The 12460-nt window shown below is 63.0% G+C and carries 10 protein-coding genes, 1 tRNA gene and 1 pseudogene; 3 read left to right on the top strand and 9 right to left on the bottom strand.

The window, feature by feature from the left end; genetic code table 11:
• Positions 1-7: 7 nt before the first annotated feature.
• The 5 genes from LG380_RS10240 to LG380_RS10260 form a co-directional block, all read right to left on the bottom strand.
• The gene (locus LG380_RS10240) at positions 8-1261 is read right to left on the bottom strand and encodes an efflux RND transporter periplasmic adaptor subunit (protein ID WP_014159610.1); all 1254 of its coding nucleotides are present in this window, start codon (positions 1259-1261) and stop codon (positions 8-10) included.
• Entirely contained in the window at positions 1258-2511 is a 1254-nt protein-coding gene (locus tag LG380_RS10245) for a TolC family protein (RefSeq protein ID WP_225764964.1), read from the bottom strand. Before LG380_RS10245 ends, LG380_RS10240 begins: the two co-directional genes overlap by 4 nt.
• A 56-nt stretch (positions 2512-2567) precedes the next feature.
• Complete coding sequence (locus LG380_RS10250) at positions 2568-2915, bottom strand: hypothetical protein (protein ID WP_225764965.1); 348 nt, start codon at positions 2913-2915, stop codon at positions 2568-2570.
• Positions 2916-3020: 105 nt separating this feature from the next.
• Positions 3021-3392, bottom strand: a complete 372-nt coding sequence (locus tag LG380_RS10255) for a diacylglycerol kinase (RefSeq protein WP_027080084.1) — start codon at positions 3390-3392, stop codon at positions 3021-3023.
• 71 nt (positions 3393-3463) lie between these two features.
• Entirely contained in the window at positions 3464-4435 is a 972-nt protein-coding gene (locus LG380_RS10260; RefSeq protein ID WP_225764966.1) for a sulfatase-like hydrolase/transferase, read from the bottom strand.
• A 196-nt stretch (positions 4436-4631) separates the two neighbouring features.
• Between LG380_RS10260 and LG380_RS10265 the strand changes: the two are divergent.
• A pseudogene (locus LG380_RS10265) lies at positions 4632-5811 on the top strand (IS3 family transposase).
• Positions 5812-6234: 423 nt separating this feature from the next.
• Here the strand turns inward: LG380_RS10265 and LG380_RS10270 are convergent.
• From LG380_RS10270 to dtd, 4 genes are all read right to left on the bottom strand, one after another.
• Positions 6235-7449 carry an integrase arm-type DNA-binding domain-containing protein gene (locus tag LG380_RS10270; protein WP_225764967.1) on the bottom strand — a complete coding sequence of 405 codons (1215 nt, stop codon included), beginning with the start codon at positions 7447-7449 and terminating at the stop codon, positions 6235-6237.
• Between the two features lie 176 nt (positions 7450-7625).
• Positions 7626-7701: transfer RNA gene (locus tag LG380_RS10275), tRNA-Ile, on the bottom strand.
• A 140-nt stretch (positions 7702-7841) separates the two neighbouring features.
• The gene (gene rpoD, locus LG380_RS10280) at positions 7842-9698 is read right to left on the bottom strand and encodes an RNA polymerase sigma factor RpoD (RefSeq protein WP_225764968.1); all 1857 of its coding nucleotides are present in this window, start codon (positions 9696-9698) and stop codon (positions 7842-7844) included.
• A gap of 84 nt (positions 9699-9782) precedes the next feature.
• Positions 9783-10223: a D-aminoacyl-tRNA deacylase gene (gene dtd, locus LG380_RS10285; protein ID WP_225764969.1), complete on the bottom strand. Its 441-nt coding sequence runs from the start codon at positions 10221-10223 to the stop codon at positions 9783-9785.
• 87 nt (positions 10224-10310) lie between these two features.
• On the opposite strand from dtd, the gene LG380_RS10290 reads away from it, so the two are divergent.
• The gene (locus LG380_RS10290; protein WP_225764971.1) at positions 10311-11231 is read left to right on the top strand and encodes a lauroyl acyltransferase; all 921 of its coding nucleotides are present in this window, start codon (positions 10311-10313) and stop codon (positions 11229-11231) included.
• Between the two features lie 67 nt (positions 11232-11298).
• Positions 11299-12432 (top strand): GTP cyclohydrolase II RibA, encoded by a 1134-nt coding sequence (ribA, locus tag LG380_RS10295; RefSeq protein WP_225764972.1) that lies wholly within the window; start codon positions 11299-11301, stop codon positions 12430-12432.
• Positions 12433-12460: the final 28 nt, after the last annotated feature.

Genomic DNA, 12460 nt, shown 5'->3' on the forward strand with positions numbered 1-12460 from the left:
AGTTCCCTTAGTGGCCGTGCTCGGCTTCGCCCTTGGCCAGTTCGGCCTTGAGCAGGAAGGCATTGGCTCCTACGAGGCGCTCACTACCTGTCAGACCGTTAAGGATTTCGATTCGATTACCTGCACGACGGCCAGCGAGTACCGGCGTTGCCTTAAAGCCTCCCTCGACAGCAACGAACACAACACTTCTGCCATCAACGCTTTGGACCGCATCCGCCGGGACGCTCATGCCTTCAGCTGCGCCATCGGCGATGATTACCGCCGAAACGGGCGAGCCGGCCGGTGGCAACTTCTCCGAAATTGGTTTGGCGCGAATGGTCGCGGTGCCTCCCTGCTGCATCACATTCGCAGCGGCGGCAATCACCTCAGCTTCGAAGCTTCCGCCCGGGCCAGTCACTTCCAGCTTCATTCCGGGCACCGCGAGAGTGGCCAGTGCTGGCGGTGCAGTGAATACGAGTTCATTCATGTCCGGATTGGAAACCTCCGCAACAAGCGTTCCAGCTGAGACGACACCACCGGGCGTCACTTGGACGTTGCCAACCACGCCAGCGACAGGACTGGAGATTGTCACCCGGCCGGAACTGTCCGGAGATCCACTGGCCGCTACCTGTGCACGTGCAGCACTAGCGGCGGCATCAGCGGCCAAAGAGCGCGCGCGCGAGGCCTCCAGCTCCTGGCGAGCCACTACGCCCTGCTCGACAAGAGACTTGTCGCGGCCGTAGGCCAGGCGAATGGCTTCGGCCTCCGCCGCAGCGGCAGTGGCGGCGGCTTTGAAGGTCGCAGCTTCTCCACTGACAATGATCACCAGGGGCTGGTTGCTCTTGACGGCTGTACCCGGCGCAACAAGCACGCGCTCAACGCGGCCGGTGACCGTTGAGGCGATGGCAGCACGCCCCCCGATGGCCGGCTCGACGCGACCTGCAAGGCGGGTCGATGCGCCACCGCCGCGGCCGACAGCCACCACGCCGATGCCAGATGCCTTGATCTGGTCAGGCGTCAGCTTGACTACACCTTCCTCGGACTCCTCTTCGCCATGTTCGCCATCACCATCACCTTCACTGTGCGCCTCGGCGGAGCCCGGCTTTGCGTCAGCTGCGTGATCGTCGTGACCATCATCCTTTCCAGCCGGCTTTTCTGCCTCCGTACCGGTGGATTTGGCATCCTCCTGCGCCCCGCCACTGCATGAGGTCAGCGCGCCGGTCATCATCAAGGTAGCCAGCAGCGTCGCTCCGATGAGCGTCTTGTTTCCGTACTTGTTCATTTTGCCTCCACAAACGGTGCGCGCCCTTCAAGGCGGGCGAGGTCGATTTCTGCTGCCACCCGGCTAAGACGGGCATCCACAGCACTGCCACGCGCAGCGATCAGGGTTGATCGCGTGCTGCGCAGCTCCAATTGCGATATACGACCTGCCTCAAATCCGATGCGGGCCAGCCGATAGGCTTCATCTGCGGCCTGTACGCTTTCATCCGCTGCTCGTACGCGGCTGTTGGATGCCTTGAGACTCGCTACCGCTCCCAAACGGGCCGCCTCACTGTCACGCCTCTGAGCCTCCAGAACCGCTTCGGCAGCACGTTGTTCCGCATAGGCCGCCTGGATCGCACCGCGGTTACGGTCGAATAGGGGAATCGAAAGGCTGATGCCCACGTTGTAGGCCTGGTCGCCTGCTTGGCGGAAGCGCGTCTGAGCCACGGATGCACTCAGTTGTGGCAAGGCACGCTTGCGCTCGACATCGATAAGGCGGCCGGAGGCTTCCGCTTCAGCTTGGGCAATGCGAACGGCAAGCGGGGCGACCTCAATAGCGACTGGGTGAGAGGGCACTCGGTCAAGCAGGCTTTCGCCGATGTCGGTCAGCGGGCTGTCCACTAAGGACACCCCGGCTAGGCGAGCAAGCGCCGCATCCCGGTAGGCCTCGGCCTCATCTAGGCTGGCCTTTGCATTGGCGACCTCGCTCCGTGCCTGCACACCGCGCAGGTTGGGCTCACGTCCCCCGCTGACCATCGCAGCTACCGCCTTGGCGTCCTGTTCAATCAAGGCCAATGCCTCGCTGGCCAACTCATATCGGCGCAGCGCAGCCTCTGCTTCGGCGTATGTCGCAGCCAGGCGACCCGCTGCGTCACTGCGCATCAGATCACCCCGCAAGCCTGCAGCCCCAGCCTCCGCACGCGCGGCGCGCACTCGGGCCCCTCGTTGACCCCAAATCTCCAGCGGCTGGGAGAGGGTGACAATGCTGTCAGCGTTTGAGAAACCTTTGTAGGGACCAGTGCCGTAGGCGTTCTCCGCTTCGATGGAGACCGTCGGATTGGGCAGTGCCCGAGCCTGTTGTACCCGCGCCTCGGCTGCCTCAGCCAGCGCGACGCCTTGGACCGTCGCAGGCATCTGGTTCAAACGAGAAAGCAACGATTCGTAAGATGGTGCAGTTTGAGCAGCTACATGCCCGGTTGGCACCAACGCCAGCAGAACAGCGACAGCCAACCCGGTCGCTGAAAGCGACCGACCCGTCAAAATCGACATAAAAACTCCCGTAAATTATCTGAGCGAACTACCCGCAAATGCGGGGCAGAGCCAGATCAGATACGGGGGGGGCGCATGGGTCCGTCGAGTCGGAGGGCGTAGACGTCCCCGTGCTCGGTACTGTGCAGCGAAATCCGGCCATCGGCGAACAGATCGTCGTGACCGGCAGCTGGGAGGCTTGCCGTTGAATGGTGGCAATGCCCATGGCCACAGGCATCGGCACTGGACGAATCCTTGCTCTTGCTCGACTCGGAGTCTGAATCACTTTGCAAGGCGTGCACATCGCCCACGCTGACCGTCGCTTCTTGCGCGCACGCCAATGCCTCGGCCACAGGCACGACCACGAACACCGCCAAAAGCAGCAGCATCAGGTATATACGAATAGCAGGCAGAGAGCGACGCATTGGGAAAGGCTAGCAACCTCTTTTGGACGGATACAATTACATAAAAACACTACGGTGGCTGTGCTTGAACGCACCCGAGCCCCGTTCAGGTCGGGACCCGGGGAATCAACCCACAAGGATAACGGCCCATGTGAGGGCGACATTGCAAAGAGCCACGAACACCGCAGCCGACCCCATGTCCTTCGCACGACCAGCCAGCTCATGGATTTCTGGGCCATACCGTTCGATCACTGCCTCGATAGCGGAGTTCAGCAGCTCGAATGCCAAAACGAACAGTACGCTCCCCATGAGAAGCACTCGCTCTACCCCTGAGTTGCCGAAAAAGATAGCTGTAGGTAATGCCACCGCGGCCATAACAACTTCCAACCGAAACGACGATTCATGCAGCCAAGCTGATCTCAGTCCCTGGAGAGACCAGCGAAGCGCCTCAAAGACGCGCGCAATGCTCCGCGGACGATGACCGTACATATCTGCCACTTCGATGATTCCTTCTTTTGGGCCCAAGAGACGCTCACGGGTCTTCCAACAGCGATACTCGCCGTGGTCGGCTATAGGCTGTGACCGGCGTTGCTGGTACAGCCTGAGAACAGATTTAGGCTCTCGTCTAGCACCGTCGTCCTAACCTGCATCAGGCCAAGCACAGAATGGAAGAGGTTGTCGTGGCTGGCCGGCTGCTTTGATCGGTCCCGGACACATTGAAGGTCCAGGTTGTTGCTGCTCTTCATACCATCAGACATCCACATCACCATCGGCACCTTGATCTGAGTATCAGGGGCGATAGCGTAGGGGAGCCCGTGAAGATAGACGTTCGCCTCCCCTAATGACTCGCCGTGGTCGGAGACATAGATCAGCCCGGTATCGTGACTCTTGTCCTGTTCAAGCATGCGAATTGTCTTTGCAAGGAAGTCATCTGTCGCAAGGACCGCGTTGTCATACGCATTGACGATTTCACCGCGTGTGCACTTGCCCAAGTCTGCGTTTCGGCAGTCGGGAGTAAATTTCGTCAGATCTTCCGGGTATCGCTTGAAGTAGCTGGGTCCGTGGTTCCCCAACTGATGTAGAACGACGACGACATCACCAGGGTTGTCCTCGATCGAGTCATGCAGACCTTGCAGCATAATCTCGTCACGGCATGCTTGGTCGTCGCACAGAACATCCTTGGCGGGCACGCGATAGGATTCAAATGCCAGATCAGAGCAGACGCCCTTGCATCCAGTCTGGTTGTCACGCCATAGGGTCCTGACCCCGGCACGCTCCAGAACATGCAGAAGCGACTCCGAACCTTTGATCTTGTCTCGGTCGTAGTCTCGCCGCCCGTACGCAGAGAACATACAGGGCACCGACACTTCGGTGTTTGACCCGCAGGCGGTCACGTCTGAGAAATTGACGACGTCCAACGCTGCCAACTGAGGCGTTGTCTGTCTGCCATATCCATTCAAACCCCAGTTCTGCGCACGAACCGTCTCACCTACAACGATGACCAAGAAGTGGGGCTTCGCGCCTGGCGGATGAGGCGTCATCATGGCATCGGGGCCAACCACTTGGATCGGACCGCGCTCCGCACGGGTGTCCTCTCGCACAACCTTCGCAATGGAAGCGATGTAGTTTCCAGGGTTTGCAAGGTATCTGACTTGCTTGTGAGGGTTCTACCCCGGGGTTCACCCCCGTTTTCACGGACACTTACAAGAAGGCCGATTCAGGCCATGAGGAGTGTTCATGTCAAAGCGTCGTAAGTTCAGTGCCGAGTTCAAGCGTGGTGCAGTGGAGCAAGCCAGTCGGCCAGGTGTCAGCTGCGCCCAGGTAGCCCGTGAGCTGGGCATCCGTGACAGCCTGCTGACTCGCTGGAAGCGGGAGGCACAGGCGGTGGGAAAAGCCGCCTTTGTTGGCACCGGTAGCCCGCGTGACGAGGAAGTTGCCCGGCTCAAGCGCGAGTTGGCCCGGATCACCAAGGAGCGGGATTTTTTGCGAGAAGCGGCGACGTTCTTTGCCAAGGCATCATCCTGAGGTATCAGGTGATCGAACGTTGCCGCGATGAGTTTCCGATTCGCCTGATGTGCCGCTGCCTGCGGGTATCGACCAGTAGCTACTACGACTGGAGCAAGCGACTGCCCAGTGCTCGACAGCACGACAACGAGCGCTTGCTGAGCCGTATCCATGCGCTGCACCAGAACAGCCGGGGCACGCTGGGGGCCGGCCGCATGCAGGAGGATCTGGTCGAGGAAGGGTTGTTAGCCAGTCGAAATCGGGTTGCCCGATTGATGGCGGCAGCGGGCCTGCAGGGCTGGCCACGCCCGAAACGGCGTGGCCAGCGCGCTCAACCGGCACTGACGCCGCCGGGCGTGCGTAACCTGTTGGAGCGTGATTTCAGCGCCTTGGAGCCGGAAACCAAGTGGGTGACCGACATCACCGAGATCAAGACCCAGCAGGCCAAGCTGTATCTGTGCGTCGTGCTGGACCTGTTTGATCAGCGCATTGTGGGTTGGTCCATGCACCACCGGCAGGACCGGCAGATGGTGATCAGGGCCGTGCAGATGGCGGTTTGGCAGCGTCAGGAGCAGCATCCGCTGATCCTGCATTCCGATCGCGGCAGCCAATTTCGTAGCGGTGATTACCAGGATTACCTGGCCGCCAATGGCCTGCTCTGCTCGATGAGTGCGGTGGGGCATTGTGGCGAGCGCGTAGCCTGCCCTCGGGGCACAATGCCGCCTGCGAGGGGTTCTTTGGTCTGCTCAAACGCGAGCGGATCTATCGCACAACGTATCCAACACTCGATGCCGCCCGGTCCGATGTGTTCGAATACATCGAGCGCCGCCACAACCCCAGGATGCGACGGCGACGGGTCAAACAGGACCAGAAGTTTTCAGCCCTTTCCAAACAGTCCGTGATTTCGGGGTAGAACCCCATTGAAGCCCCGGAGCTCTAGCCTGACATCATGACCCGTCTCGAAAGAACGACGTCACCCGCCATCAGTAGCGGGGCGGTTTAGAGTCTAGGGGGCGACGTTACCTACACGCAGGCTGTCCAGATAGTCAGCTCACGCCTGCACCTCCGCCTTACGCAGCTCGCCAGGACGAGTAAAGACCAGCGGAGCCAGTCGCAAGGCGCGCAGCGTGGTGAACTGGCCGTATAGCGTTCGATGGCATGCAAACGCCACTTTCAGCAAGGCATATCTGCACCAATTGCAAGCGTGCACACGTCCAGAGTGATCCAGTAGCAGCCAGCCTCCAATGGCATGCCAGATGGCATACCAGCCGGGCCATGAATGAATGAAATCTCTTGTAATTCAATGGATTACTTCAAGTATCTGGCGAACTAGCAGTTATGCGCGCTTAGCGAGAAACGGGGAAACCTTGGGCTGTTCTTCGCGCAGGCGATCCAGATAGTCCGACCAAGCCTGCATCATCTTTCGACGCTCGGGCAGATGGGTGGCACGGTTGTAGGCCCGACCGAGGGGATCCTTTACGGCATGCGCCAGCTGATGCTCGATGTAATCAGGGCGATAGCCAAGCACCTCATCCAGTATGGTTCGTGCCATCGCACGAAATCCATGCCCAACCATGGTGTCCGAATCAAAGCCCAGGTTGCGCAAGGCCGCATTGAGCGTGTTCTCACTCATTGGCTTATGGGCAGTACGGACACTAGGGAAGACGAACTCACTGCGCTTGGTGTAGGGGTAGAGGCCCTGCAAGACATCCACCGCCTGCCTGGAAAGCGGGACGATGTGCGAAGTCTTTGTCTTACTGGTCACATACCGCCACTCGGCAGCCGCAAGATCGATGTCAGCCCATTTGGCCTGCCGCAGCTCTCCTGGGCGCACGAACAGCATTGGAGCCAGCTTGAGGGCAGCCTGCGTCACAAAGGCCCCCTGGTAGCCCCAGAGAGCGCGCAAGAGCTCACCGATTGCAGCAGGCTCGGTCACACTGGCGAAGTGCTTGGTCTTTGGTTGCTCCAACGCACCTGTGAGGTCCTGTGCGGGATTTCGATCAGCTCGCCCCGTGGCAATGGCATAGCGGAAGATCCTGCCGGCATGCGCCCTTGCCCTGTGTGCCGTCTCAACGACCCCTCGCTGTTCAAGCTTCCTAAGCGCCGCCAAAAGGATGGGCGCACTAACGTCACCGATAGGCAAGTCAGCCAGACCTGCCAGGTCCTTCTCGATCAACCTTCGCTCCCGCAAGACAGATCCAGGAGACAGCCCTTCCTTCGTCCGCTTGGCCAATAGCTCAAGGCCAATGGCACTGAAAGTGTTGGCAGACCGCTCCCCCTGCACTGCTCTCTCGATCCTGGCCATCTGTGCGGGGTTTGCACCGCTGCGCAACTGAGTACGTAGACGATCCCGCTCGGCTCGGGCAGCCTGCAGGGGCATCGAAGGGTACTCACCTAGAGTGACGATGCTTGCCTTGCCCAGGTGGCGGTAGCGGTAACGCCAGACCTTAGCGCCTGATGGACGAACTTCGATGCACAAGCCATTGGCGTCAGCCACCCTGAAGGGACTTTCCCTGGGCTTGAGTGCGCGCAACTTGGTGTCAGTCAGCATGTGAGTCAAGATCCTGTGAGTCACCCAGGGCCACACAGCCCGATGACACACACACTGACTCACTTTTTTAGTGGATGCAACCGGATGACGACAGACACAGGCGGACATCCTACCGTCGTGAAAGCCAAGATATACGTGGATAAATAGACTCTTTCGGACACTCGCGGATGTCTATGTGGTGGGCCCACCAGGATTCGAACCTGGAACCAAGGGATTATGAGTCCCCTGCTCTAACCGTTGAGCTATAGGCCCGCAGCAGCTGGCTAGTGTAGTGGAGTCGTCGCGGGATCGGCCAACGCCGGCGAGGGATCTGCTTGGCGGGAGGGTGCCGATGCCTGGAAACGACGATCCCCGCCTGGGCGGGGATCGTGTTGAAGCGGTGATGCGCTGGATCAATCGATGTCGAGGAAGCTGCGCAGCTGCTCCGAACGGCTCGGATGACGCAGCTTGCGAAGCGCCTTGGCCTCGATCTGGCGGATGCGCTCGCGGGTGACATCGAACTGCTTGCCCACTTCCTCGAGGGTGTGGTCGGTATTCATGTCGATGCCGAAGCGCATGCGCAGTACCTTGGCTTCCCTCGGGGTGAGGCCGGCCAGGACGTCGCGCACCGTTTCCATCAGGTTGATGTTGGTGGTGTTGTCGATCGGGGACTCCACATTGGTGTCCTCGATGAAGTCGCCCAGATGCGAATCCTCGTCGTCGCCGATCGGGGTTTCCATCGAGATCGGCTCCTTGGCGATCTTCATCACCTTGCGGATCTTGTCCTCGGGCATGTCCATTTCCTTGGCCAGCTCCTCCGGCGTGGCCTCGCGGCCGTACTGCTGGAGCATCTGGCGGGAAATGCGGTTGAGCTTGTTGATCGTCTCGATCATGTGCACCGGGATGCGGATGGTCCGCGCCTGGTCGGCGATCGAGCGGGTGATCGCCTGGCGGATCCACCAGGTGGCATAGGTCGAGAATTTGTAGCCGCGGCGGTACTCGAACTTGTCGACCGCCTTCATCAGGCCAATGTTGCCCTCCTGGATCAGGTCCAGGAACTGCAGGCCGCGGTTGGTGTACTTCTTGGCGATGGAGATCACCAGACGCAGGTTGGCCTCGACCATCTCCTTCTTGGCCTTGCGTGCCTTGGCTTCGCCATAGGCCATCGCGCGGCTGAGTTCCTTGAGGTCCTCGAGACTGAGCATCGTCGTCTTCTCGACGTCGATGGTGGCCTGCTGCTCGCTGATGATCTGGTCCTTGACCTCGCGCAGCGCGGAAGACCACTTCTGCTTGCGCTTCAGTGCGTCCTCGACCCACTCCAGGTTGGTCTGGTTGCCTTCCCAGGAACGGATGAAGTCCTTGCGCGGCATGCGCGCGGTCACGGTCGCCAGGTGCAGCACGCGGCGCTCGTGGTTCTTGATCGAGGTCATGACGTCGCGCAGCTGCTTGACCAGCAGGTCGGTCAGCGGCAGCGGCAGCTTCAGGGTCACCAGCGTGGCCGACAGCTCCTCGCGGAGCTTGGCCATGGCCTTGGCGTCGCCCTTGGCATGGGCCTTCTTGAACTTGGCGAAGTCGCTGGCCAGCTGCTCCATGCGGCGGGCCACTTCCTCCGGGTCCGGACCGGTCGGGCCGGCGTCGTCTTCGGTGGCGACATCGTCATCGGCGTCGTCGTCATCCACGGCCTCGGCGTCGGCATCGGCCTCGACGGGGGCTTCCGCCACCACCGGCTCCGGCTCCTCGACCAGGTCGTTGAAGCCGACCACGATCTCGGCCAGGCGCTTCTTGCCTTCCTTGTGCAGTTCGTAGTCGGCCAGCAGGGTCTCGATCGCGAGCGGGAACTGGCCCAGGGCGGCCTGGACCTGGCCCAGGCCTTCCTCGATGCGCTTGGCGATGGCGATTTCGCCTTCGCGGGTCAACAGCTCGACCGTGCCCATCTCGCGCATGTACATGCGCACCGGGTCAGTGGTGCGACCACCCTCGGTGTCCAGTGCAGTCAGTGCGGCAGCGGCTTCCTCGGCGGCGGTGTCATCGACCTCGCGGTTGCCGGTGTTGCCGTCGTTGAGCAGAAGAGTCTCTGCGTCGGGGGCCACCTCATGGACATCGATGCCCATGCCCGTGATCAGGCCGATGATGTCCTCGATCTGCTCCGGGTCGACCATGTCGTCGGGCAGGTGATCGTTGACTTCGGCGTAGGTCAGGTAGCCCTGTTCCAGGCCCTTGCTGATAAGTTGCTTGATATCGGATTGCTGGGCAGGACGTTCGTTGGCCATGTAATGCTCGCGCCACCGGCAGGAATAGAACCTAGCATTATACCAGCCACGGGCCGGCTTCCGCCGGATGGTGGTTCCGGCGGGCTAGGGTCGGAGGATGAAGGTCACGGGGCCGTCATTCACCAGACTCACGACCATATGGGCACCGAATCGTCCGGTTTCCACCCTTCCGGCGTGTTTTTCCCGGCAGATCGCCACCAGTTGATTGAACCCGCGTTCAGCCTCCCCGGGCGGCGCGGCCGTGGTGAAGCTCGGGCGCATGCCCGAGGCGGTATCGGCGGCCAGGGTGAACTGGCTGACCAATAGCAGCCCGCCGCCGGTATCGCGCAGGGAGCGGTTCATCCTGCCGGCCTCGTCGGAGAACACCCGGTAGCCCAGCAGCCGCTCGGCCATGCGCTGGATCCGCGTCTCGGTGTCCCCCGGCTCCACGCCGACCAGGGCCAGCAGCCCGGGGCCAATGCTGCCGACCACCTCCCCCTCGACCACGACCGAAGCCCGGGTGACGCGCTGGATCAGGGAAAGCATCGGAAACTCCTTGGAAACGGGCGCGGAACATAGCATCCGTCCCCGGCCGGCAATCGGGGAACGACCGGCAGCGGCTAGACTGTTGCGATGAATCCGGCCTCCACTGCCCGCCTCTACCACCGCCTCGCGTCGCTGTTCACCCGCCTGCCCTGGCCGGTGCTGCGGACGCTGGCCGATGCGCTGGCCTGGGTGTGGATCGCATTCAACGCGCGCGAGAGCCGGGTCATCCGGCGCAACCTCGAGCTGGCCCTGCCCGAGCTGGACGAGCCGCAGCGCCGCCAGTTGCACCGGCTGACCATGCGTACCACTGCCCGCCAGGCGCTGGAAACCCTGCGCCTGTGGTCGCGCCCGGCCGCCGAGAACCTGCGCAGCCACTTGCGCGAGCGCCACGGCGAGGCGCTGTATGACGCTGCCCTGGCCTCGGGCCGGGGGCTGATCGTGGTCGCCCCGCACTACGGCAACTGGGAGCTGCTCAACCAGTGGCTGGCCTCGCGCGGTCCGATCGCCATCGTCTACGCCCCGCCGGACTCGCCGGTCGGCGATGCCTTCCTCCAGCGCGTGCGCGGGGTGGACAACATCCGCCAGGTCCGTGCCGAGGGCCCGGCGGTGCGCCAGTTGTTCAGGACGCTCAAGGAAGGCGGCGCGGTCGGCATCCTGCCCGACCAGCAGCCCAAGGGCGGCGACGGCGTGTTCGTGCCGTTCTTCGGCGTGCAGGCGCTGACCATGACCCTGGTCAACCGGCTGGCCGAGCGCACCGGCGCGACGGTGCTCTACGCCTGGTGCGAGCGCACCGGCCCGGACCTGCAGTTCGCCCTGCACGTGGAGCCGGCGCCGCCGCAGATCGCCGATCCCGACCCGGTGGTGGCCGTGACCGCGATGAACGCCGACATCGAGCGCATCGCCTGCCGTTCGCTGGGCCAGTACCAGTGGACCTACAAGCGCTACACCCTGCGCCCGCCGGGCAGCGGCGAACCCAATCCCTATGCGACCGCGCGGCATCCGCACTGAGCCACGCAGTCCCGCAGCACCGGCCACCGGCTTGAATCGGCCGGCCGCACCCCCACTTGGTGACCCGATGACGTCCTCCACCGCCTCCCTGCCCCCGCACGCGCCGCCCTTCGGTCACCCCGGTGCCATCCGCTGCGAGCGTGCGGTGGCCGAACTGCGTGCCGGGCGCCCGGTGCTGGTCGACGACGGCCAGGGCCGGCGAATCGCCACCATCGCGCTGGACAGCAGCAGCCCGCAGGGCTTCGCCGCGTTCGCCGAGGCGGCCGGACAGTCGCACTACCTGTACCTGACCCCGACCCGCAGCCAGATCCTCGGCGTGGTCGCACGCACCGGTGCACGCATTCCGCTGGCCGGCCGCGGCTTTGCCGAACTGGCCGAACTGGGATACCGGCGCGAGCCGACCGCCCTGCCCGCCGGCTGGCAGCCGGGTGACGAGCTCGACGCCGCGGCGGTGGAACTGGCGCGCCTGGGCCTGCTGCTGCCGGCGATGATCGCCGCGCCACTGGCAGCCAACGACACCGCCTTCGATGGCTGCGTGCCGGTAAGCCTGCAGGACCTGCAGCAGGGCGCGGGCCAGGCCGCCCGCGACTACGAACTGGTGACCCGCTCGCCGGTGCCGCTGCGGGGCCTGGGCATGACCGAGTTCGCGGTGTTCCGCGGCGGCATCGCCCAGCGCGACCAGACCGCGATCATCGTCGGCGAACCCGACTTCTCCGGCGTGGTGCCGGTGCGCGTTCACTCCTCCTGCCTGACCGGCGACCTGTTCGGCTCGCTCAAGTGCGACTGCGGTGACCAGCTGCGGCTGGGCCTGCTCAAGCTCAAGGAGCTGGGCGGCGGCATCCTGCTGTACCTGGACCAGGAAGGCCGTGGCACTGGCATCGCCGCCAAGATGCGCGCCTACGGCTACCAGCATGACGGCCTGGACACCATCGACGCCGATGCCCAGCTCGGCTTCGGTGCGGACGAGCGCCGCTACGGCAGTGCCGTGGCAATGCTGCGCGGTCTTGGCGTGCAGCGCGTGCAGTTGCTGACCAACAACCCGACCAAGGCCCAGCGCCTGCGCAGCGCCGGCATCGAGGTCACCGAGTGCGTGCCGGTGACGGGCGAGATCACCCCCGAGAACGAGGGCTACCTGCGCACCAAGGCCGAACGTGCCGGCCACCACCTCGACGTCGATGCGCTGATCCTAGCTTCGCAGTAAGCCAGGCCTCCGGCCCGGGGGCGGGCGA

Origin of the sequence: Stenotrophomonas sp. Marseille-Q4652, from assembly GCF_916618915.1 — a bacterium.
GTDB lineage: Bacteria > Pseudomonadota > Gammaproteobacteria > Xanthomonadales > Xanthomonadaceae > Stenotrophomonas.

What these genes read in the sequence shown, in the direction of transcription:
- LG380_RS10240 (WP_014159610.1), bottom strand. Translation starts at nt 1,261, where the DNA reads ATGAACAAGTACGGAAACAAGACGCTCATCGGAGCGACGCTGCTGGCT.
- LG380_RS10245 (WP_225764964.1), bottom strand. Translation starts at nt 2,511, where the DNA reads ATGTCGATTTTGACGGGTCGGTCGCTTTCAGCGACCGGGTTGGCTGTC.
- LG380_RS10250 (WP_225764965.1), bottom strand. Translation starts at nt 2,915, where the DNA reads ATGCGTCGCTCTCTGCCTGCTATTCGTATATACCTGATGCTGCTGCTT.
- LG380_RS10260 (WP_225764966.1), bottom strand. Translation starts at nt 4,435, where the DNA reads ATGACGCCTCATCCGCCAGGCGCGAAGCCCCACTTCTTGGTCATCGTT.
- LG380_RS10270 (WP_225764967.1), bottom strand. Translation starts at nt 7,449, where the DNA reads ATGCTGACTGACACCAAGTTGCGCGCACTCAAGCCCAGGGAAAGTCCC.
- rpoD (WP_225764968.1), bottom strand. Translation starts at nt 9,698, where the DNA reads ATGGCCAACGAACGTCCTGCCCAGCAATCCGATATCAAGCAACTTATC.
- dtd (WP_225764969.1), bottom strand. Translation starts at nt 10,223, where the DNA reads ATGCTTTCCCTGATCCAGCGCGTCACCCGGGCTTCGGTCGTGGTCGAG.
- LG380_RS10290 (WP_225764971.1), top strand. Translation starts at nt 10,311, where the DNA reads ATGAATCCGGCCTCCACTGCCCGCCTCTACCACCGCCTCGCGTCGCTG.
- ribA (WP_225764972.1), top strand. Translation starts at nt 11,299, where the DNA reads ATGACGTCCTCCACCGCCTCCCTGCCCCCGCACGCGCCGCCCTTCGGT.